General features: G+C 44.4%; 21 protein-coding genes and 2 tRNA genes. 18 read left to right on the top strand and 5 right to left on the bottom strand.

The genetic code is table 11. The annotated features are described in order from the left end of the window. The first annotated feature begins 9 nt into the window (after positions 1–9). From G8O23_RS02815 to G8O23_RS02835, 5 genes are all read left to right on the top strand, one after another. The gene (locus tag G8O23_RS02815; RefSeq protein WP_166361541.1) at positions 10–585 is read left to right on the top strand and encodes a SiaB family protein kinase; all 576 of its coding nucleotides are present in this window, start codon (positions 10–12) and stop codon (positions 583–585) included. An 11-nt stretch (positions 586–596) separates the two neighbouring features. After that, positions 597–980 (top strand): DUF1987 domain-containing protein, encoded by a 384-nt coding sequence (locus G8O23_RS02820; protein WP_166361543.1) that lies wholly within the window; start codon positions 597–599, stop codon positions 978–980. Positions 981–1,025: 45 nt separating this feature from the next. Then, positions 1,026–4,118, top strand: a complete 3,093-nt coding sequence (locus G8O23_RS02825) for an ATP-binding cassette domain-containing protein (protein WP_166361544.1) — start codon at positions 1,026–1,028, stop codon at positions 4,116–4,118. 61 nt (positions 4,119–4,179) lie between these two features. Further along, positions 4,180–5,094: a hypothetical protein gene (locus G8O23_RS02830; RefSeq protein ID WP_166361546.1), complete on the top strand. Its 915-nt coding sequence runs from the start codon at positions 4,180–4,182 to the stop codon at positions 5,092–5,094. A gap of 19 nt (positions 5,095–5,113) precedes the next feature. Beyond that, positions 5,114–5,554 (top strand): hypothetical protein, encoded by a 441-nt coding sequence (locus G8O23_RS02835; RefSeq protein WP_166361548.1) that lies wholly within the window; start codon positions 5,114–5,116, stop codon positions 5,552–5,554. 108 nt (positions 5,555–5,662) lie between these two features. Here the strand turns inward: G8O23_RS02835 and G8O23_RS02840 are convergent. Next, positions 5,663–5,736, bottom strand: a tRNA-Asn gene (locus G8O23_RS02840). A 172-nt stretch (positions 5,737–5,908) separates the two neighbouring features. On the opposite strand from G8O23_RS02840, the gene G8O23_RS02845 reads away from it, so the two are divergent. Further along, positions 5,909–6,904, top strand: a complete 996-nt coding sequence (locus G8O23_RS02845) for an adenosine kinase (RefSeq protein WP_166361776.1) — start codon at positions 5,909–5,911, stop codon at positions 6,902–6,904. Positions 6,905–6,907: 3 nt separating this feature from the next. Here G8O23_RS02845 and G8O23_RS02850 read toward each other — a convergent pair whose 3' ends face one another. Continuing rightward, complete coding sequence (locus tag G8O23_RS02850; RefSeq protein WP_317168989.1) at positions 6,908–7,435, bottom strand: DNA-3-methyladenine glycosylase; 528 nt, start codon at positions 7,433–7,435, stop codon at positions 6,908–6,910. 195 nt (positions 7,436–7,630) lie between these two features. On the opposite strand from G8O23_RS02850, the gene rplM reads away from it, so the two are divergent. From rplM to frr, 7 genes are all read left to right on the top strand, one after another. After that, positions 7,631–8,086, top strand: a complete 456-nt coding sequence (gene rplM, locus G8O23_RS02855) for a 50S ribosomal protein L13 (protein WP_166361550.1) — start codon at positions 7,631–7,633, stop codon at positions 8,084–8,086. Positions 8,087–8,091: 5 nt separating this feature from the next. Further along, a complete protein-coding gene (gene rpsI, locus G8O23_RS02860; protein ID WP_166361552.1) occupies positions 8,092–8,478 on the top strand; it encodes a 30S ribosomal protein S9 in 387 nt (128 codons plus the stop codon). Between the two features lie 114 nt (positions 8,479–8,592). Continuing rightward, positions 8,593–9,441: a 30S ribosomal protein S2 gene (gene rpsB / locus G8O23_RS02865; RefSeq protein ID WP_166361554.1), complete on the top strand. Its 849-nt coding sequence runs from the start codon at positions 8,593–8,595 to the stop codon at positions 9,439–9,441. 30 nt (positions 9,442–9,471) lie between these two features. Continuing rightward, on the top strand, positions 9,472–10,302 hold the full coding sequence (tsf, locus tag G8O23_RS02870) for a translation elongation factor Ts (protein WP_166361556.1): 831 nt from the start codon (positions 9,472–9,474) through the stop codon (positions 10,300–10,302). Positions 10,303–10,404: 102 nt separating this feature from the next. Continuing rightward, positions 10,405–13,245, top strand: a complete 2,841-nt coding sequence (locus G8O23_RS02875) for a CHAT domain-containing protein (protein ID WP_166361558.1) — start codon at positions 10,405–10,407, stop codon at positions 13,243–13,245. Between the two features lie 51 nt (positions 13,246–13,296). Beyond that, positions 13,297–14,007, top strand: a complete 711-nt coding sequence (gene pyrH / locus G8O23_RS02880; RefSeq protein ID WP_166361560.1) for a UMP kinase — start codon at positions 13,297–13,299, stop codon at positions 14,005–14,007. Positions 14,008–14,037: 30 nt separating this feature from the next. Further along, positions 14,038–14,601 carry a ribosome recycling factor gene (gene frr, locus G8O23_RS02885; protein WP_166361562.1) on the top strand — a complete coding sequence of 188 codons (564 nt, stop codon included), beginning with the start codon at positions 14,038–14,040 and terminating at the stop codon, positions 14,599–14,601. Between the two features lie 30 nt (positions 14,602–14,631). Here frr and G8O23_RS02890 read toward each other — a convergent pair whose 3' ends face one another. From G8O23_RS02890 to G8O23_RS02900, 3 genes are read right to left on the bottom strand one after another with little or no spacing between them, the layout of a single operon-like run. Next, positions 14,632–15,798: a hypothetical protein gene (locus tag G8O23_RS02890; protein WP_166361564.1), complete on the bottom strand. Its 1,167-nt coding sequence runs from the start codon at positions 15,796–15,798 to the stop codon at positions 14,632–14,634. 27 nt (positions 15,799–15,825) lie between these two features. Beyond that, a complete protein-coding gene (locus tag G8O23_RS02895; RefSeq protein WP_166361566.1) occupies positions 15,826–16,986 on the bottom strand; it encodes a serine hydrolase domain-containing protein in 1,161 nt (386 codons plus the stop codon). Between the two features lie 40 nt (positions 16,987–17,026). Beyond that, positions 17,027–18,058 (bottom strand): OmpA/MotB family protein, encoded by a 1,032-nt coding sequence (locus tag G8O23_RS02900; RefSeq protein ID WP_166361568.1) that lies wholly within the window; start codon positions 18,056–18,058, stop codon positions 17,027–17,029. Between the two features lie 220 nt (positions 18,059–18,278). On the opposite strand from G8O23_RS02900, the gene dxs reads away from it, so the two are divergent. The 5 genes from dxs (at position 18,279) to G8O23_RS02925 (ending at position 23,234) form a co-directional block, all read left to right on the top strand. Further along, complete coding sequence (gene dxs / locus G8O23_RS02905; RefSeq protein ID WP_219932381.1) at positions 18,279–20,198, top strand: 1-deoxy-D-xylulose-5-phosphate synthase; 1,920 nt, start codon at positions 18,279–18,281, stop codon at positions 20,196–20,198. A 99-nt stretch (positions 20,199–20,297) separates the two neighbouring features. Next, positions 20,298–20,381: transfer RNA gene (locus G8O23_RS02910), tRNA-Leu, on the top strand. Between the two features lie 57 nt (positions 20,382–20,438). Then, on the top strand, positions 20,439–20,726 hold the full coding sequence (locus tag G8O23_RS02915; protein ID WP_166361572.1) for a GIY-YIG nuclease family protein: 288 nt from the start codon (positions 20,439–20,441) through the stop codon (positions 20,724–20,726). 284 nt (positions 20,727–21,010) lie between these two features. Continuing rightward, complete coding sequence (locus G8O23_RS02920; RefSeq protein ID WP_166361574.1) at positions 21,011–21,460, top strand: deoxycytidylate deaminase; 450 nt, start codon at positions 21,011–21,013, stop codon at positions 21,458–21,460. A 58-nt stretch (positions 21,461–21,518) separates the two neighbouring features. Next, a complete protein-coding gene (locus G8O23_RS02925; RefSeq protein WP_166361576.1) occupies positions 21,519–23,234 on the top strand; it encodes a S41 family peptidase in 1,716 nt (571 codons plus the stop codon). Positions 23,235–23,247: the final 13 nt, after the last annotated feature.

Here is a 23,247-nt window from a genome sequence, read left to right on the forward strand (position 1 = left end):
TTACGGGCTATGGATAAAAGAAATGTTAAAGGTTTTCTGGAGTTTGTCTACGACTTCTACAAGTCGATGAAAGCTCATGAAATCACTCTCGTGTACGAGGGCGAAATAACACACCAGATCACCAAGGCCTTCACCTCCCTCACCGAATCGAATATGGCCAAGGAGGAGGAGTCGAACTCGGTGCAAAAAAAGGTGTTCCACGTAATGGTTGAGTGCCTGCAAAACATCAGTAAGCACGCCGACAGCTTTGGCTCCGACGACTTTCTGTTTGCTGGCCGAGGAATATTCATGGTGAGCAAAGGCGAAATTGAGTACCATGTTACCACGGGTAACGTGATTGAGAACTCAAAAATCGATGAGCTAACTAAAATCCTCGATCACATCAACACCCTCGACAAGGATGGCCTTAAAGAGCTGTACAAAACCCAAATGCGTGAGGGGAGGCTCTCGGAGAAAGGTGGTGCAGGACTAGGTTTTATTGATATTGCACGTAAAACCGGTCGTAAGCTCGATTACCATTTTCTTCCCATCGATGAGGAAACGCATTTCTTCATTCTAACCTCAACCATTTCGCGAAACGAGTAAATAATTGAGTTATGGAAACCATAAAGATTCTGGGTACGGACGATACCCCCACCGTAATTTTAGATGCTGATAACGACATCTTCGAAATATCTGGCCGTTCGCTGCCCGAAGATGTAACAGCCTTTTACGATCCAATATTAAATTGGCTCGACGAGTACGCATCAAGCCCCAATGCCAAAACGGTATTTACCTTTAAGCTGGTGTATTTCAACACAGCAAGCTCAAAACTGCTGCTCGACATCCTCATGAAGCTCGAGGAGATGCACGAAGACGGTAAGGATGTGCTGGTTAAATGGTACTACCCCGAAGACGATGAAGATATGCAGGAAGCAGGCGAAGAGTATGCTGATATCGTTGACGTACCTTTTGAACAGGTTAGCTACACATTAAGCTAGCACCAAGTTTACTACTAACAATTGGGAAACCAGTAAAACTAGTCCATGAGCGAGGAAATTCTCAAGGCTTTAATGCAGCTCTTTGCAATTATTGCAAAGCAGGACGAAGGCGTTGAATCCAACGAACGTGATTACGTTGTGAATTTCCTGATGCAGCAGGTAAACGACGAGGCCGTTGAAGAGTACATAAAGCTTTTTGATCAGCACGCAGGACTAAACGACGAAAAAAACGGAGAAGAGGAGGATGGGCAGCCCAAAAAGGTGAAGCTTACCTCGGTAAAGGACTCGGTTAAAATTTTGGGGATCTGTAAAAAGATCAACAAAACCCTAACGCAAAAGCAGAAAGTGGTTGTACTGGTTCGCTTGTTCGAGCTGGTAAACGCCGACCGTAAATTTACCGACCAACGTATGGCCATTATAAACACCGTGGCCGACGTGTTTAAGCTCTCCAAGGAAGAATTTACCGATATTGAAAACTTTGTAATAAACAACGACCCCAAGGAACTCGACTTCTCAAGCATTTTAACCATCCATGATAAGCCCGAGGTAGGTGAAAACTGCAAGCACATCACCACTGAGGCTCTCGATGGCTTTCTATACATCCTGCAGATCAAAAGTGAAGACCTTTACTTCCTTCGCTACACAGGCCATGAGGATGTATTCCTCAACGGCCTTCCCATAAACAACAAGCGTATTTATCTTTTTGCCAACGGCAGCTCCATTAAGCTGCCCAAGGGCAAACCCATTTACTACACCGATGTTGTTGCCCACTACCTAGCCGACTCCACCAGCATCCGAATATCTTACAATGTTGAAGATGTAGGTTTTAGGTTTAAATCGGGAGACGTAGGTCTCCGTAACATTAGCTTTAGCGAGGAGCAAGGTAAACTTATAGGTATTATGGGCGCCAGCGGTGCTGGCAAAACAACCCTGCTCAACGTATTGGCAGGCATTGAGGCGCCAACCACCGGAAAGGTAAAGATAAACGGTGTTGATCTCCACAATGAAAGTGATCAGCTTGAAGGAGTTATAGGTGTTATTCCACAGGATGACCTACTGATTGAGGAGCTAACGGTTTTTCAGAACCTATACTACAACGCCAAGCTATGCTTCAAGGATAAATCGGACGAGGAGTTAACTGAGCTTGTGCACAAAACCCTTCAGAATCTAGGCCTATATGAGCGCAAGGATCTTAAGGTAGGATCGCCGCTTAACAAGATGATCTCGGGCGGACAGCGTAAAAGGTTAAACATTGCCCTTGAACTTATTCGCGAGCCCGCTATTCTTTTTGTTGACGAGCCAACCTCCGGGCTTTCGTCGCGAGACTCAGAAAACGTGATGGATCTCCTAAGGGAGCTTACCCTTAAGGGAAAGCTTATATTCGTGGTGATTCACCAGCCATCGTCAGACATCTACAAGATGTTTGATAATATGATGATTCTGGACACCGGAGGTTTCATGATTTACTACGGAAACCCTGTAGAAGCCGTAATGTACTTCAAGCGGCTCGACATGCAGATCAATAGCGATCAGGGTGAATGCCCCACATGTGGTAACGTAAACCCCGAGCTTATCTTCAATATTATTGAGGCCAAGGTAGTGGATGAATTTGGAAGGTACACGCCCATTCGCAAGGTATCGCCTCCCAAGTGGTACGATTATTTCAGCGAGAATATAAAGCTAAAAGAGATTCATGACGAGAGTGAACCACCACCCAAATCGCTCAATATCCCCTCAAGGCTAAAGCAGTTCTTTATCTATACCACGCGCGATTTTTTGTCGAAGATAAGCAACACCCAGTACATTGTGCTAAACCTGCTTGAGACCCCAATTCTTGGGTTTATCCTAGCCTATGTAATTAGATATATTGCCGACCCTAACTCCAACGTTTACGTATTTAGCGAAAACGAGAATATACCCATATACATATTCATGGCGCTTATTGTTGCTCTATTCATTGGGCTAACCGTGAGCGCCGAGGAGATTTTTAGAGACAGGAAGCTTTTGAAACGAGAGGCTTTCCTCAACCTAAGCCGGACATCGTACCTGTTTAGTAAGATTTCAATACTGGTTGTGCTCTCGGCTATTCAAAGTATCACTTTTGTTCTTATAGCCAATGGTATACTGGAACTTTGGGGGATGAACTTTGAGTACTGGCTCGTACTGTTTTCCACGGCAATATTTGCCAACATGCTGGGGCTAAACATATCGGCCACATTCAACTCGGCAGTTACCATATACATTGTTATCCCGTTGGTAATGATTCCAATGATGGTGCTTTCGGGGGCAATGTTTAGCTTCGATAAGCTTAACCGGGCAGTGGGTAGCTTCGGACGAGTTCCACTCATTGCCGAGTTTATGGTTACCAAGTGGGGTTACGAGGCGCTTGTGGTTCACCAGTTCAAGAATAACGATTTCCACAAGACCTTTTACGACATTGAAAAGGTTGAACGAAATGCCGACTACAAAACGGTTTACTACATACCCGAGCTCGAAAAAATTGTTACAGAGAGTCTCGATTTAATTGAAAGCCATAAAGAAGATCAAAAGAAAAAGAATAAGTTTGAGGATAACCTTCTCGTGCTTCGAAACTCCCTTTTTAAAGAATCCAACTTCCTTGCTCCAGCCATCCCGTATAGCTACCTCGACAAGCTCAACCCTGACCTGTTTGACTTTGAGGCTGCCTATGCAACCCTCGATTACCTGGATGAGCTGAAGAAGCATTACAGTAAGATTTTCCAAAGGGCAAATCAACGTCGAGATGACATTATTTCGTATCTGATCTCAACAAACCCAAGGCAATACCAAGCTAAGCGACAAGCGTTTCATAACGAAAGCATTGCCGATTTGGTGACAAAGAAGTTTGAGAAAAACAAAATTCTTCAATACAAAGGGGAGCTAGTACAGCAATACGACCCTATTTATCGCGATCCTATACCCAACCATTCACTCGATTTCCGCTCTCACTTCCTGGCACCACGCAAGCATTTCCTTGGAAACTACTACGATACGTTTTGGTTCAATATTTGCTTCATATGGTTCATGACAGCAATTCTATACATCACCCTATACTTTGAAGCCCTTAAAAAGCTAATCGATTTTTTTGGTAAAATTAAATTACCCAAACTCAGAAAATAATTTTTTTGTATCTTTACTTGACATATTAAAAGCGAGGAACTAAAATTAACGACCTTTAGCTATGCATAAGAAACTAATCTTCATAATATCAATTGCTCTAGTAACCACTTCATCGTGCCGGTTTTTCAACTCCGATCGAAATATGAGCCGCGAAGAGTTTGATATCCCCGATGAACTTTTTGAAGACAAGCCCCTAGAAGTTTCCTCCGAGGTTATTGACGAGATGATTCAGAATGTTTCATCTCCTGTAGAAACTGCAGCGCTTATTAAAGGTCTAAACATCCCTTTCAATCGCGACTACATCGCCAAAACCCAATTCGACAAGAACCTAAACACAAGTTTCCAAAAGGCTATGGGCTTAGGAATTTACGGAGCAGGCCTTGGGTATATCAATATGTATGAACGAACATCACTAGTAATAAACTACATTACTACCATCAAATCGCTTGCCGATGGCATACAGGTGGGTCAGTTCTTCGATTTTTCAACCCTAAACCGAATCGCAACCAACAAGGAGAACCTTGACTCGCTGATGCTCATTTCGCAGCAAAGCTTTAACAGAATAGACAATTACCTTCGCGAAACCAATAGGCCCCACCTTAGCATCGTAATTGTTGCAGGGGTTTGGATTGAAGGGCTATACATATCTACAAGGGTTGCACAGGACTCAAAAAACCCTAGGATTAATGAGATTATTGGCGAGCAAAAGGTAACCATGAACACCCTTATGCTGCTGCTTAACAACTACAAGTACGATCCGAGCATTGCAGCACTTATTAAGGATATGGAAGAACTACAGGAACTCTACCGCGATGTTCGAATAACCTACGAATACGGAGACCCCGTTTCTGTTGAAAAGGATGGCGTGCTAACCTTCCAGCAAAATGATACTCAGACAATCCATATGTCTGACGAAACGCTAGATAAAATCATTAAGAAGGTGCAGACCATAAGGAACGGTTTACTACAAGTATAATTCTGAAATCTTTGGAACTATGAAAAATATATTCTTTGCTTTTTTTATTACAACGGCTTTAATGCTTGGTTTTGCCAATGTATCGAAAGCTCAGTCGGAGGACGATCTGGTTGAGATATGTGGTATGATTGCTGGAGATGCCACCTTTCTTAAAGATTTTAGAATCCGCCTAGATGCTGGGGACCCCCCACCCATCCAACGGTTCTCTGTGATACTTCGCAAAGGGATTAAATATCGCTTTTCGGTTTGTAACTCCAAGGATTATGAAGGAAAAGTTGTTCTTCAGCTGCTCGACAACAACAGGCTACTTGCTACCACCTACATTGTGGCCACAGGTGCCGACCACCCATCGATAGAGTATGTTTGTACTCGAACTGGCGCCTACCACCTATTCTTTAACTTTAGAGATGGTAAGCCAGGGCTTGCTGTTGGGCTACTTTCGCTGGTTGAGACAATGTAAGGCTCTATTCCAACACCATATACATATAGCAGCCTCTGGCTGCTTTTTTTGTGCAGGATATACAAAAACAAGAGACCCAGCAAGCAATGGCTTACTGGGTCTCTTGAGCTCCTCATCTAGGACTTGAACCTAGGACCCCCTGATTAACAGTCAGGTGCTCTAACCAACTGAGCTAATGAGGAATGTTGGCAACGGCTTCCCGTTTTGCGAGTGCAAATATAAATCCTTTAATTATTCTGGCAAAATTTTTCTGGGGAATATTGCAAAATTTTTCTTCATCTATTTGCAGGTCTAAGAAATTGAGTGAATATCAGCATTAATAGCTAACTTTGTGGGGCAAAATAAAAAAATTAAATCGTGAAAATATTCGGAATAGGTAATGCGCTGGTGGATATAATGACTAGCCTTGAGAGTGATAGTCTACTTGAGACACTTAACCTGCCCAAAGGCAGTATGCAGATTGTAAATGACAAAACTATAGCCAAGGCGCTAGAGCAAACCAAAGGCCTAAAGCAGTCGCTTGCATCGGGAGGAAGCGCGGCCAACACCATAAACGGATTGGCTAACCTAGGTATGGAAACGGCCTTTGTGGGCAAGGTGGGAAACGATGAGCTAGGAAACTTCTTTCGAAGCGATATGCAAAAAGCAGGGATTAGCCCACAACTACTCCTGGGTAAAGCATCAACGGGAACAGCCTTGGCCCTTGTTTCGCCCGACTCCGAAAGAACCTTTGCCGTGAATCTTGGCGCTGCCATTGAAATGACTGCTGAAGATATTACCACCAGTCTTTTTGAAGGGTACAACTACTTTCATATTGAAGGCTACCTGGTGCAAAACCATAGCCTTATTGAAAAGGCACTGAAGGTAGCCAAGGCCTCGGGGCTAAAGGTATCGCTCGACTTAGCCAGCTACAACGTGGTGGAGTCGAACCTTGACTTCCTGCAAAGGATGGTTAAAGAGTATGTAGATATTGTTTTTGCCAACGAAGAGGAGGCCAAAGCGTTTACTCTGAAATTGCCCGAAGAGGCTCTCGACATGCTTGCTGAAATTGCCGAAATTGCTGTAGTGAAAATTGGCGCAAAGGGTTCATTAATTAAGAAGGGAAACGATAAATATAGCGTAGGGGTTGTTAAAGCCAACGCTATTGACACCACCGGTGCAGGCGACTTATACGCTTCGGGTTTTCTGTATGGGCTATCGAAAAACCTGCCCCTTGACACCTGCGGAAGAATAGGGGCCGTGCTATCGGGAAAAGTAATTGAAGTAATGGGTCCAAAGATGGACGAAGAGACATGGAAAATGCTAAAGGTGAACATTGCCAAGGTTGAAACAGGAGAACTTAGCTTTTAAGGTCTAGTCTAAGTCTATCCAAAATCGCCAAGGAATAGATGCCCAATAATTCCCCGCATAATCTACACCTATGCGGGGGCCTTTATTTATGGAGGGGGTAAATTCTGTTGGCTCAAACCATATCCTTGTCGACTCGGTATAGTCCTCACCATAAAAACTTCTATCTACCTCCAGCATACGCGTTAACCTGCCCGGCCCGTTACACCCTTTAACGCCCCTAATCAAAACTGCCTGCGGCTGATTTTCGGAGCCAGTTACCACGTTGAGCATCCAGTGCATACCATATACTAAGTAAACGTACGCATATCCGCCTTCAGAAAACATGATTTCTGTTCGCGCTGTTCTGCCCTTACTCGCATGACAGGCTAAATCTTCGCCACCCTTGTAAGCTTCAACCTCTGTCACAATATACTTTTCAATTAGTCCGCTAGGATAACGCCTAACCAAATGCTGACCCAAAATTTGAGGAGCCACCACTAGCACATCGCGACAAAAAAATCTTTTAATAATCGCTGCATAAAAAAAGAAAATCTACAACACTAAAGATAGTAGTAATAAACAGGCCATGAGTAACGGGGACAAAAGTATAAAACTGTTGATTAAAAATTAATTAGTTGTTTGCCTTGTAGTTTAAATAATTAGCTGTATTTTTGCATCCCGCTTATTATAGCCGTTTGGATCACGGACAATTAACAGGTATTAACTTAAAACAGAGGAGTTTAAAACGTGAACACACTAAGTTACAAAACAGTATCGGCCAACGATGCCACTGTTACAAAAGAGTGGTTTGTGGTAGATGCTACCAACGAAGTGTTAGGGCGATTGGCCAGCGAAGTTGCGAAACTTTTACGCGGCAAGCACAAGCCCAGCTTCACCCCTCACGTAGATTGTGGGGACAATGTAATCATCATCAACGCCGAAAAGGTGCGCCTAACTGGCAACAAGATGGATGATAAGCTTTACTACCATTACACTGGCTACCCAGGAGGTAAGCGCAGCGCAACGCCAAAGGATTGGCTGAAACGTAAGCCCACTGCCATTATTGAGCACGCCGTAAAGGGAATGCTTCCCAAGAATCGTTTGGGCTCAAAAATTTATGGTAATCTTTACGTATACGCCGGATCTGAGCACAGCCATGAGGCTCAGAAACCTAAGGAAATTAAGTTAAACTCAATTAAGTAACAGCTATGCAGGTAATTAATGCAACGGGTAGAAGAAAGAGCGCTGTAGCACGTGTTTATCTTCTTGAAGGCAAAGGCAACATCACCATCAACGGTAAAGACATTAAGGACTATTTCCCATCGGTACTTATGCAGTACGTGGTAAAGCAACCCCTTGACGTGCTTAACCTAATTGGTAACTACGATGTAAAAGCAAACCTTGATGGCGGTGGTGTAAAAGGACAAGCCGAAGCGCTTCGTTTAGGTATAGCCCGCGCACTAGTGGAGCTAAACGCCGAGCACAAGCCTACCCTTAAAGCCAACGGATTTATGACCCGCGACCCACGCGAAGTAGAGCGTAAAAAGCCAGGTCAACCCAAGGCAAGGAAGAAATTCCAGTTCAGCAAGCGTTAATCGCTTATTATTAAATGTTTTGGCAACAGCCTCGAGCTGTAAATTGCTAGGACTTTCGAACCTTTCGAAGCTACCAAGCGATTGCCAATTAAATCAAACTTTAAACAAACAAAAATGCCAAGAACAGATTTTAAAGAGCTACTTGATGCAGGTGTTCACTTTGGTCACCTAAAGCGCAAGTGGAACCCCAAAATGGCTCCATACATCTTCATGGAGCGCAATGGAATTCACATCATCGACCTCCAGAAAACTGCCGTTAAGATTGACGAGGCAGCCACAGCCATGAAGCAAATCGCAAAGTCGGGTCGCAAAGTACTTTTTGTTGCCACCAAGAAACAGGCTAAAGAGATTGTTGCCGACAAGGTTAAAGAGGTAAATATGCCTTACGTTACCGAACGTTGGCCCGGTGGTATGCTAACCAACTTCCCAACCATCCGCAAGGCTGTAAAGAAGATGACCTCCATTGACAAGATGTTTGCTGAGGGAACATTCACCAACCTATCGAAGCGCGAAAAGCTGCAGATTACTCGTCAGCGCGCGAAACTTGAGAAAAACTTAGGCTCAATTGCCGATTTAAATAGACTACCCGCTGCCCTTTTTGTGATTGACGTTCAAAAAGAGTACATCGCCGTTAACGAAGCTAAAAAGCTTAACATACCGGTATTCGCAATGGTTGATACCTGCTGTGATCCTACTCCAATTGACTTTGTAATACCAGCCAACGACGATGCATCTAAATCTATTTCCCTTATCGTAGACACTATGGTAAAGGCTATCCAAGAGGGATTAGATGAGCGCAAGAACGAAAAGGACAAAGAAACTCCTGACACCGACAGCGACAGTGCTGATGATAAGCCAACCCGCACTAGGGCCAGAAAAAGCGCAAAGCCAGCTAAAGCCAGCTCCAATAAGGAAGAAAAACCTGAGGTAAAAGCTGCAGAAGGTGAGTCAGAGAAAGAGTAATTAGTTAAATCTTTTTTAAAACAAAATACAATGTCTGAAGTAAAAACAGCCGATATAGCCAAACTCCGTAAGCTTACGGGAGCAGGTATGATGGATTGCAAAAAAGCCCTTCAAGAATCAAATGGCGATATTGATAAAGCCATTGAACTTATTCGTGAACGCGGTAAGGCAATTGCTAACAAGCGCGCCGATCGTGAAGCCAGTGAAGGCGCTGCACTCGCTGCTACCTCAGCCGACAAAAAGATTGGTGCCGTTGTTGCTCTTAACTGCGAAACCGACTTTGTGGCCAAGAACGATGACTTTGTGGGTCTAACTAACAACATCCTAAAAGTAGCCATTGAGAACAAGCCAGCCGATCTTGAGGCGCTTAAGGCCCTTAAGATTGACGGACGTGCAATCGGCGATTTGGTATTGGATCAGTCAGGTATTACCGGCGAAAAGTTCGAACTATCGTTCTACGAGCTAATCGAAGGCGAAGTGGTTGTACCATATATCCACCCAGGCAACAAGCTTGCTTGTATAGTTGCCTTCAACAAAGGCGGCTTTGACGAGCAGGTGGGTAAAGATGTAGCTATGCAGGTTGCTGCTATGAACCCTGTAGCAGTTGATACCGATGATGTTCCTGAAAAGGTACGTCAACAAGAGTTTGAAATTGGCCGCGAGCAAGCTCGCCTTGAGGGTAAGCCAGAGAATATGCTCGACAAGATTGCCCAAGGTAAACTGCAGAAGTTTTACAAGGAGAGCACCCTAATGAATCAGGATTTCATTAAGGACAGCAAGATGACTATCTCTGCATACTTAAAGAGCATTAATGCAGACCTAAAGGTTATTGCATTTAAGCGTGTTTCGCTTAATGCATAGTACATAATACTTTTAAAAAAAGCTGCCTATATTGGCAGCTTTTTTTTTGCTCATTAAGCCTATTTATTATATTTTGCCGCCTCTTCACCTAAAACAAATGAGATGATCCTCAAAAGAATAGCTTTTACCATTGCACTGGCCCTTCTAGTTGCATCAAGTTTACGCTCACAAAGCAAACCCGATGTTGTATTTGGCGAATACCGCGAAGCCCCAGCCGATACGGCTTGGTATGTTCCCTACCGTTTGGTGAACCAGCAGCAGTACCAAAAGGCTTATGAAAAGTTCAAATCTATTCAAACAAGATACCATGAGCAATCGAACTTTAAGGACTATCTTTTTGTGGCCAATCAGTACTCCTACTGGATATATACCCACCGGCAAAGGGATAAGGCAAAGGAGATTTTGCTCAATGCCGTAGATATGGCCAAGGAACATCTGGGTGCTAAACACATCGAAATGCTAATTGGCTACTATAACCTTGCCATACTTGAGCCCAATGTGACCGATAAAATACCTTGGTACGAGGCTTTTCTCAATAACTACTCAAAAGATGACTACCCACGGTTTGGCTTTATTATCAATCGCGATATTGGGTCGAGGTACTATTCCTTAGGCCAGTACAAAAAGGCGTGGGAACACTGGGATGCCTGTATCAATGATTTTGACATGCCCACTTCTTCCATTTCGGATCTTTACGCTGCCATTGGGGGTAATATTGCTGCCCACGATATTGAGATGGCCATTGAATATCTAACCAAATCGATAGAACTACTCGACAAGTCAAAAGACGATGTGGGTATGGAGATTATCCTTAGCGATAATATTGGCCGGTTCTACCTTCAGAATGCCGATTACAACAATGCAATTAAGTTTTGCGCTAGGGCCAACGAACTGTTAAAAAGCAACAGGGATCTCAGCGATTATAAAATGCTGAATCGCCACAACCGATACACCACAATTATCGAATCGTACATTAGGCTGGGGGATTTCGAAAGTGCCGAGATATACCTTAAGGAGCTACGAGAAGAACTCCCTGGCTTTGCTAACCCTAAGGTTAGCGAGGGCTTGGCAGTTTTTTATGAGAGTATGCTGTACCGAATGAGCAGCCAATACGATATGGCTAGCAAAAAGCTTGATGAGTTTTATAAAATATATATCGATATTTACAAAAGCCCCTTATCGCCTACCCTTGTAAATTACTATCTGGATAAGGCCGATATTTATCACAAAACCAATAGCTACACAAAGGCAATTGCATACTATGAGAATACTTTAAAGACCATAGGATTTAACCACTACCAAAGCATTGACGACAACTTTAAGCTATTGCCGCCCGAAAGTTTTCACAACCTTTACATTCCTTACGTTCGCGATATACTTCTTAGCATGCTGGAAACTTATAGGCTAAAGCTAAGCGAGGAGGCCAACGAGGATGAACTTCAGCATATGTTGAAGCTGGTTTCGTATACAAATCTGATAATAAAGTACCACTACAGTGGTATTGCCGACGAAAGGTTGGCCATGGAGGCCAGCACCAACCTAAAAAAAACATCTTACTACGGAATGTATGCTGCTTGGAAATTGTCAGAAGGCAACAAAACATACATCGATACAGCATTTGTGCTCTCGGACAACCCACGGGCTTTCAACCTAAACTTCCAGCGAAACATTGCCAAGAGCTACTCATCCGATAGCGCACAGCAGGTGCTTAAAAGGATTACAGAGCTGACCAACCAAATTGCCAACATAGAGTTAGGTGATGAAAATGACCATCTATTTGAGCTAAGGAAACAGCTATATAGGGCAAAAGTAGATCTGTCGGATAAGTACAGCACCAACCTTGTGTTTATGGATAACACCGCAAATGCTTTAGCGGTAAAACCATTGCTGAAGGAATCAGCAGCAGCCATTCAGTATTTAGCAAAGGGCGACACGCTATTCATCATTGGCAAGAACCAAGGTATGTCGATGTTTGAGCTTGTGGTTGAAGAGAATATCCTTCAAAAATTACGGGGTTTTTCCAGAGATATTAGAACTGGAGGTTCTAGTAGTCAATATCAGCAAGAGCTTTATAACCTGCTTATAAAGCCTGTAGAAGCTGTAGTTCTAGGTAATAACAAGCTACATATATTCCCCGATGAGAGCCTAATGGAAGTTCCCTTTGAAATGCTTACCAATACGAAAGGGGAAATGCTCATAAAGAATTACAGCATAGAGTACCTCTACTCTACAAAGGGATTTTCAAGCAGTGAGAAGTTAGAACGCTTCAACCTGCTTGCGGTTGCCCCATCATTTGAGGAAGTTGAAATTATACCTCAAACCATGCTTAGCCAGGCAAATACTTACGACAAGGAGATATTTAGAACAAGCAACAACAGAACAATGCTTGTTGCGCTACCTCATTCGCAATCGGAGGTAGAAGAGATTAGCCGATTATTCGATTCAAACAAAATGTCGGTTAAGCAGATTGTTGGATCGGAAGCCACCAAGGAGAGGTTCATGGAACAGGTTCCAAACCACAACATCATTCATATTGCGAGTCACGGTGTGAGTGGAGATCGGTTTAATAGTGGGCTATTCTTCTACTCATCGGGAAGCGATAAGTTGAGCAACCATTTCTTACGCATGCCCGAACTTTTTAATCTGGAAACAAATGCCAACTTGGTTGTGCTATCGGCATGCAAAACGGGTATTGGAGAAATTTTGGAGGGTGAGGGCGTAATGGCTTTACCCCGAGGGTTTATTTATGCAGGTGCTCAAAATGTTATAGCTTCGCTATGGAAGGTACACGATCAAAAAACCAAGGAACTAATGATCCTATTCTACCGCTTCATACTTCAAGGGTACAGCTACTCCGACGCCCTTAGGCTTGCCAAGTTGGAATGTATATCGCAAGGTTATCTTCCTCTCGATTGGGCAGGTTTTATCCTAATCAAGGGGTGATTAACGCGGTATATATATTTTTCACTATTTTTACATCACAAAACGATAAAGATGAGCAAATACAAAAGAGTTCTACTCAAGCTAAGCGGTGAGGCTCTAATGGGTAACGACACCTATGGCATCAACACGGAAGTACTAAACACTTATGCCCTGCAGGTTAAGGAGGTGGTTGATCAAGGAGTTGAGGTAGGCATTGTGATTGGTGGAGGAAATATCTTTAGGGGACTAAGCGGCGTTTCGAAAGGATTTGACCGAGTGAAAGGCGACCAGATGGGTATGCTAGCCACGGTAATCAATAGCCTTGCCCTGCAAAGCACCATTGAGAGCGTTGGTGGCAAAGCAAAGGTTTTTACCGCCACAAAGATGGAACCTGTTGGCGAGCTATACTCCAAGGCAAAGGTGCTGGAGGCTTTTCGCCAGGGCTATGCAGCAATTATAGCCGGGGGTACTGGTAATCCTTTCTTCACTACCGATACGGCATCAGCTTTACGTGGGGTTGAGATTGAAGCCGAAGCCTTACTAAAGGGAACCCGGGTTGATGGTATTTACACAGCCGATCCCGAAAAGGATCCCAAAGCAACAAAATACAACACCATCACCTTCGACCAGGCATACGAGCAAAGGCTAAAGGTTATGGATTTAACAGCTTTCACTATGTGTAGCGAGAACAACCTACCCATAGTTGTGTTCGATATGAACACCCCAGGTAACCTAAAGAAGATAGTTTTTGGAGAAAATATTGGTACTTTGGTAAAAAAATAAATACTTTTATAGTCTAAACACTCTACAATTATGACTGAAGAAGTTAATTTCTGCATAGAGGAAGCCAAAGAGCGTATGGAAAAAGCCATAGCGCATCTTGAAAATGAGCTTCGTGTAATTAGGGCCGGTAAGGCCAACCCATCGATGCTATCGGGGATTATGGTTGATTACTACGGCACCATGACACCTCTCCAGCAGGTATCGAACGTGGGAACTCTAGATGCTAGAACTATTACAGTTCAGCCATGGGAAAAAGCAATGATTGCCCCAATAGAAAAAGCAATTCTTGGTGCAAATCTGGGTTTTAATCCACAGAACAACGGCGAGGTAATTCGAATTGCCGTACCGCCTTTAACTGAGGAAAGACGTAAGCAGCTGGTTAAGCAGGTGAAAGCCGAGGGCGAGAATGCCCGCGTGAGTATTCGTAACGCACGCCGCGATGCTAACGACGAGTTTAAAAAGATGCAAAAGGATGGTCTGCCTGAAGATATGGCTAAAGATGCCGAGGGCGAGGTACAAAAGATGACAGACACTTTTAACAAGAAGGTAGAGGAGTTACTCCAAAAGAAAGAGGAAGAGATACTCACTGTATAAAGAACAAAAAAGCCGCTTAAGCGGCTTTTTTTACACCCTTTCCATTCGCAGAATTCGGGCAGCAATATCGAGCCCCAACGATAAGTTTCCAGGAACTATCAGGTGATGATTTCCCAGAGGGGCATTGGTAAAATAATCAATTACATTGGGCGGAACGGCAACAGCAAGCTGCGTTCTGCAGCCCATTTTTTGGTAAGGTTCATCGAGAACTTTTCCAGTACCAACAAAAAGCTTGCTGAGGGTATGGTCGAGCCTAAGGATAGTAACCTCATCGGCTTTTAGATTGCCCTTAATGGCAAGGCCTTTACCCGATTCAAAATGTGTGTTTAGCTCAAAATTAACAAGTAAGTTAGCGGGTATGGTACAGTGTGAGAACAATACACGATTAGAATTCACGTGAGTAACATTGGCAATCCATGGTACTATACCAAACATTTCTTTAACGAGCATCATCCCCAGCATGCTACAGGTATCGCCCTCGCATCCGGCGGGAATACCATCCATTGAGAGCTTTGAAAGACCAAGGCAGGCTGTTGTTTTGCGTGAGGTAACCAGCGAGAAGCACTCCACTGTAACAGCATTAAGAGCAAAATCTTGAACCACCTTCGAAATGGCCTCGTAAACCCTTCCCGTTTCACGCAGCGACTTAGTATCGCTATGCTTAAAAAAAGCCATGTACTCGGGCGCGACCTCCTTTACCTCATCAACATTAACTTTACTCCAGGGGATATCAATCTGCTCAACACCCAGCTTTGTCTTTATTATAAATGGGTCGATATTGGAGTTGACCAACCAGTCCGAAGCCTCACCAATTAGCCCAAACCGTTGACCTTTTAACCGATTAAGCCCACTTTTAATGGCATGTAAATACTCAACCATTTCAATTGCTTTAAAACTGGTAAAATCGACCAAAAGGCTCGAGATTCTATTCTGGTTCATCCAGGCCTTCACCTCTGTAGCAGCCGCCCATGAGTTATCGGTGCCTGTGGCCAATAGAAGGTAAAAGCCGTTTTCGCGCACCGATTGCAGCGCAACCCGCTCGGAACCGCCTGTGAGAAACACCAAGATCTCAGGATCTTTATCGACATACTCAACCCTATCGCGATGAAAAACCTTTTGCAGTCGCTTTTTACCCTTTGAGAATGTATTGATATCAGCAGCAGGGAAAGCCAGTAGTTTTGCCCTAAGTTTATCCATATTTTACACTTTTAACAGCTTAGCGCGCTAGTTTCCTGTAGTCTCAACAATATCCATTGCAATATCGAGGTACTGATACACATCAATAGGGTGCCCCCCAATGCGCTCGTCATGGCGAATATGCCCAAGGCGCACTGCAATCATATTAAGCTCAGGCACAACAAATATGTACTGGCCCATAATGCCACGTGCAAAAATAACATGACGATCACGTTGTTTAGCAAACCACCACTGATGACCATATCGCTCTGTGGGAATGCCTCCCAACTCCTTATCGGCTAAGTATAGCGTGGGCTGTAGCGTTTCGTTCATATATTTTTGGGAGATCAGCTGCTCACCCTCCCAGTTACCCTTATGAAGGATTAGTCGGCCAAGGCGAGCAAAATCTCTGGCATTGGAGTTAAAGCAGCAGTATGCCTTCTCTATCCCATCCTCCTTATCGAGGCTCCAAAGCGCGTTATGCTCTGCACCAATCTTGCTCCATATCTTCTCCGACATGTACTCACTAACGGTTTTGCCAGATGCCTGGGCAACAATTAGCGATAGCAGCTGCGTGTCGCCACTTAGGTAGTCGAACTGCCGTCCCGGTTCATTTATAACCGTTTGATTTATGACCAAATCGCGCAGAAACTTGCCATAGTAGGCCTGAGTAGTTGTTGAGAAAAGGCTTGCGTAGGCCTCGTCCCAGCTCAGGCCAGAGCTCATGGTAATTAAATGTCGAATGGTGATATTTGCCTTAGCACCCTCGCTAAACTCAGGCAAAAAGTCAGATACAGGTTGGTCAAGGCTCTCGATGTATCCATCATCAATGGCACAACCAATAAGCAAGCTGATAAAGCTTTTGGCCATGGAGAAAGAATTGGAGTACGAATCATCGCCATACCCTTCCCAATACGACTCAAAAAGAAGCAGGGAATCCTGAGCAACGAGGAAGGCAACGGTTCTGGTATCGGTAAGTTCACCTAGCTGTTTGTCGGATAAACTATACGAGTTGTAGCTTGGTGACACCCCCCAGGGCTGTGATTCACCCTTAGCCACCACTCTGTTGGCAAAAATGCTGTAATGATGAATTTTGGCCTTTTGGTAACGCAGCGCTTTTACGATGTAATGATTTTGAGGAACAGATAAAAATATTCCCAACGCAACCACCACCAGCGCAATTAGGCCAAGTGTAATCTTCCTTTTCATAGCGTTAAGTTTAAATGTATGAACAAAATTTGTTGATTACCTAGTTGGATTCAAGTATTTCGAACAGCTCATCGAGTTTAGGCGTAAGGATAATCTCCGTGCGGCGATTCTTTTGCCTTGCCTCGGCTGTTTTTTGAATATCTACCGGATGATACTGGCTACGACCCGAGGCTGTAACCCTAGCGGGGTCAATCTTTGAACCGTCAAGCAGAATCCGTACGATTGAAGTGGCGCGCTTTACGCTAAGATCCCAGTTGTCGAGCAGTTCGCCTCTTTGAGGGAAAGGTAACTCATCGGTATGCCCCTCAACCATAATATTAATATCGGGCGATTGCTCAAGCACAGTTACTAGCTGCTTAAGCGCTCGTACTCCGTTGGCATCAACGGTATGACTCCCCGATTTAAACATCAGCTGCTCATCGAGCGACACGTAAACCTTTCCGTTTTTAAGCTGCACGCTCAAGCCTTTGCCTTCGAAGCCGAAAAGCGCATCGGCTACGGTTCTACGTAATGCCATAACAGCTGAGTCCTTTCGGGCAAGGATTTGTTCCATCTCCAAAATTCGCGCATTCCGCTCATCAAGGTCACCCTTAACCTGATTAAGATAAGTTTGCATCTCTTCAAGGCTTTTCCTTCTAACATTTAGCTGCCGCTCCAGCTCCTTAAGCGCATCCTCCTTAACCTGAAGTTCTGCTTGGGTCTCCTGCAGCTGTGATAATACCCTGCGGGTTTCTTTCTGACTTCCAGTCATAATGTTCTTCTGAAGATCTTGCAACTCTGCATATCTACTACTTAACCTCTCATTATCATCTTTTAACCTATTCATTTCAACCGAACGAGATAGGCTGTCGGCCACTAGCTGGTCGTACTCTGCCTTCAACACCTTATACTTGCTTTCGTACTCCTTAACGCTAATACCTAGCGCTTCATTTTCTATTGAGAAGCGTTCCCGCTCCTCTTCACATTTCACATTTTTGTCTTGAAGAGCCTGAAACTCCTTTGCAGGCACACACGAATTGAGAAACAAACCAGCAAACATTGCGGTAATTAGAAATAACCTTAATGATCTCATCGAAATATTTTTTAGGGTATTTGGATATGTATAACTACTACAAATATAGCAATACTTGGTATTCAATCCGTTCTGTTGCCGAATTAGTATGCCGATATTTATCAACAAAGCATTACGTGCCCACCCAATAAACAGGTAGTTGAAGCACATTAGGTAGAGACTGGGTTTTTCAACAATAAATTTTTAAATTTGTTATAACTTTGCCTCAAAATAGAATATGATGGAATTGCTCTACCAGTATCTGCATAACATAAATTCTCCCTTGGACTTGAAAAAGTTGAAGCCTGAGGAACTGGTGGAGGTGAGCCATGAGCTAAGGCAGTTTATTATTGATGTGGTCTCATCCAATCCCGGTCACTTTGGTGCAAGCCTTGGAGTTGTGGAATTAACGGTGGCTCTGCACTACATCTTTAATACTCCCGACGATAGGATTATTTGGGATGTTGGGCATCAGGCGTATGGACACAAGATACTTACAGGCCGACGTGATGTTTTTCACACCAACCGCAAGTACAACGGAATAAGCGGTTTCCCCAAGCGAAGCGAAAGCGATTACGACTCGTTTGGTACCGGACATAGCGGCACCTCTATTTCGGCTGCGCTTGGTATGGCCATTGGATCAAATCTAAAGTCGGAACAAAGGCATACAGTGGCCATTATTGGCGACGGTTCAATGACTGGCGGAATAGCATTTGAGGGGCTTAACCATGGCGGATCGCAAAAGAACAACCTACTTGTTATCCTAAACGATAACAACATGGCTATTGACCCTAATGTAGGAGCCCTTAAGGAATATTTGCTTGACATAACTACATCGCAAACCTACAATAAGATTAAAAGCGATGTATGGAACCTATTGGGGAAGCTAAACAAGATTGGCCCTGGCACCCGCTCGCTTGTTCAAAAGTTTGAGAATGCACTCAAGTCGGCGCTACTTAAGCAGAGCAACCTTTTTGAGTCGCTAGGCTTTAGATACTTTGGCCCTGTTGATGGGCACGATGTGGTTTACCTTGCACAGGTACTCAAGGACTTAAAAAACATTCCTGGGCCCAAACTTTTACATTGCGTTACTGTAAAGGGCAAGGGCTTTAGCCCGGCTGAGCAGAATCAAACGGCATGGCATGCTCCTGGGGTATTCGACAAGACCACCGGGCAAAGGATAGTGATAACCTCCGACAAGCCCACCCCACCCCGTTTTCAGGATGTATTTGGGCATACCATGGTGGAACTAGCAGAGCAAAACGAAAAAATTGTGGGTATTACCCCAGCGATGCCCAGCGGTTGCTCGCTAAACATCATGATGGAGAAAATGCCCGACCGTACCTTTGATGTTGGCATTGCCGAGCAGCATGCCGTTACCTTTGCCGCTGGCCTTGCAGCCGAGGGGCTTGTACCGTTTTGCAACATCTACTCATCGTTCATGCAGCGGGCATACGATCAGGTAATACATGATGTTGCCCTGCAAAACCTAAATGTAGTTTTTTGTCTCGACCGGGGTGGTTTGGTTGGCGAAGATGGTGCTACGCACCATGGCGTTTACGATTTGGCCTATATGCGAACAGTTCCCAATATGGTGGTGTGCTCGCCACTTAACGAGGAGGAGCTTCGCAACATGATGTTTACTGCCCAACAGCCCAATATGGGACCTTGGAGCATCCGATATCCGAGAGGGAATGGGTCAATGCCCGAATGGCAAAAGCCCTTCAAAACCATTGAGGTTGGAACAGGTAAAATACTTAGAGAAGGCCATGACCTAGCCATACTTTCGGTTGGTCCACTGGGCATTCAAACAGCCAAAGCAATTGACAAGCTTGCCACCGAGGGTATTTCGGTTGCGCATTACGATATGCGATTTGTTAAACCCCTTGACACAAACCTACTGTCTGGTATTGGGAAACAGTTTAAAACTATTATCACCATAGAGGATGGCGCGCTAATGGGTGGATTTGGATCGGCGGTGCTCGAGTGGCTAAACGACAATGGGTTTGGCACAAGGGTTATCAGGCTAGGAATTCCCGACAGGTTTGTTGAGCATGGCACACCACAGGAACTGTACCACGAGTGTGGCATTGATGCCGAAGGGATTTATGAGTCGGCCAAACGAGTAACAATTAAAAAAGTGGTTGGCAAAGTGGTATAAATCGATATTCACACCAACATTTTTCGCATCAATATCAGCTGCATTCTTGTCCAAAACAAAAAAAGCAATTATATTCGCACTCCAAAATAATTCTACCCTGCCCGGATGGCGGAATTGGTAGACGCGCTGGTCTCAAACACCAGTGATAGCAATATCGTGCCGGTTCGACCCCGGCTCCGGGTACAAAAGCAAAGCCTTTAGCCAAATTTGGTTAAAGGCTTTTTTAAAACCGTGAGCATTATGTACTACGTTTACGTAATCTCAAGCATCAACCGAAGTTACACCTACATCGGGCTGACAGATAACCCCAATAGGAGGATTGAGCAGCATAACAAGGGCTACAACAGAACCACAAAACCTTACCGACCATTTCACACAATCCTCATCGAGGAGTTTGCTACAAGACCTCAAGCACGAGAACGCGAAAAACACCTCAAAACAGGATGGGGGCGTCTAGCGCTAAAGAAAAAAATTGAGCAATATCGTGCCGGCCTGTCTGCCTCGCCTAACGGAGTTGGCGACAGGTAGACCTGTCAGCATCGTCTGACCTGTAGTAAAACGAAGAGCAAAGCCTTGCGCTTCATCGGAGTTTATTGGGTAGGCGACAGGTAGACCTGTCTGCATCGTCTGACGGAGTTGGCGACAGGTAGACCTGTCTGCCTCGCCTAACGGAGTTGGCGACAGGTAGATTCGACCCCGGCTCCGGGTACAAAAGCAAAGCCTTTAGCCAAATTTGGTTAAAGGCTTTTTTCTTCATCTACATACACAAAAAATTATTAATATCTTTATCGCCCTATAAAACCAATTTCATCATGTCTGGCACAACAAACATTCATCCCTACGGCGAAAAGCAACTCGACTTTGACAAACGTTACCTTGAGATGGCTCACATCTGGGCAAAAAACTCATACTGCATACGCAGGCAGGTTGGCGCACTAATTGTAAAGAACAGGATGATTATTTCAGATGGGTACAACGGAACGCCCAGCGGATTTGAGAACATCTGCGAAGACGAAGCTGGAAAAACTAAGCCATACGTTCTGCATGCCGAGGCAAATGCCATAACAAAGGTGGCCAAGTCGAACAATAGCAGCGATGGCGCTACGTTATACGTTACATCGGCACCATGCATGGAGTGCTCCAAGCTAATAATCCAGGCTGGTATAAAACGAGTAGTTTACAGCGACGACTACAGGGCCACCGAAGGGCTTGAACTACTTCAACGTGCAGGTATCGAAATACTAAAGATGGAAAAAGAGTAACAGCTTCTAATTGGCAGCATTAAAGGATATTTATAACAAACGACTATTACAATAGAGCATGCAATACAACAATCGGAAAAAAGATATCATATACCCAATTGCGCTAGCCGTGGTGCTGGGCGCAGGAATATGGCTAGGACTATTTATCAACCAAAAGCCCGAACGATCAAGCCTAACCGTTTACCCCCGGGCCGACAAGCTTTCGAGCATACTAAGCTACATCGAGAACCAATACGTTGACACTGTATCGATGGAAAACCTTGTTGAGTCGACCATTCCCACAATGCTTAAACACCTAGATCCTCACTCAGTTTACATTCCTGCTTCGGATCTACAAACGGTGAACGAACCTCTCGACGGAGGCTTCGATGGCATAGGAGTTACATTTAATATGCCCAACGACACCGTGGTAATTATCTCAACCATCGTGGGTGGTCCATCGGAAAGAGTGGGACTACAACCAGGCGACAGGATTATCACCATTAACGATTCACTTGTTGCAGGAGTTAGCTTCAACCAGAACAACATTGTCACCATGCTCAAAGGGCCTACAGGCACCAAGGTAACTGTTGGTATCCTACGCCAGGGCCTAAACGAAATTGTTAATTTTGAGATTACCCGCGATAAGATACCAATCTACAGCGTTGACGTTAGCTTTATGCTCAATCAAGAGGTTGGATACATAAAAATATCCCGATTTGCCCGAACAACCTATTCCGAGTTTATTGAGGCAATAGATAAGCTGCAGGAGCAGGGTATGAAAAAAATAATTATTGACCTGCGTAATAATAATGGTGGTTACCTTGATGCTGCCACAAATATTGCCAACGAGTTTTTGCCCGAGGGTAAGCTTATTGTTTACACCCAAGGAAAAGCAAGACCCCGCCAGAATGTATACTCCAACGCCCGGGGTAGATGTATCGACACGCCTGTGGCCATTATTATTGACGAGTTTTCGGCCTCGGCCAGCGAAATACTTGCCGGAGCACTGCAGGATAACGACAGGGGCATAGTTACTGGACGCCGATCGTTTGGCAAGGGGCTGGTGCAAGAGCAAGTGCTATTCTCCGATGGGTCGGCACTTAGGCTAACCATTGCCAGATATTACACTCCAACAGGGCGAAGCATACAAAAGCCCTACGAACCGGGGAGCGACGAGTACTTCTACGATATCAGCAATAGGTATCTGCATGGTGAATTCCAAGAGCGCGATAGCATTTACTTAGCAGACTCACTTAAATTTACCACGCCCGCCGGACGAACCGTTTATGGAGGAGGAGGTATAATGCCCGACTTTTTCATCCCCCTCGATACCACAGGAGCCACCACCTACCTAAACCAAGTTGCACGCAGAAACCTAATTTACAGGTTTGCTTTTAGCTTTGCCGACAGACACAGGAAAAATATGGCCGAGATGAAATCGCATATCGAAATTGAGAATTATCTCGCTGGGAAAAACATTCTTGATCTGTTTGTTGACTACGCAAGACAACGAAACGTTGAGCCTAACTATGCAGATATAGAAAAATCCAAGCTTATTATCGAAACCCAGATTAAGGCCTACGTTGCCCGAATTCTGATTGACAACCAAGGCTTCTTCCCTATCTACACAAAAATTGACAACACCCTGCTTAAAACCATCGACATACTTGAAAAGGAAGACTTAACGCATCTGTTCTCATCAGCTAATGATAGACCCAAGTCGCTGATGGAGATACAACTTGCAATGGCTAAAAATCAAGTCACCAAAGATATTATTGCCCTTGGGGCATAAACCTACGGTTAGG

The organism is Perlabentimonas gracilis (assembly GCF_011174675.1).
GTDB lineage: Bacteria > Bacteroidota > Bacteroidia > Bacteroidales > Tenuifilaceae > Perlabentimonas > Perlabentimonas gracilis.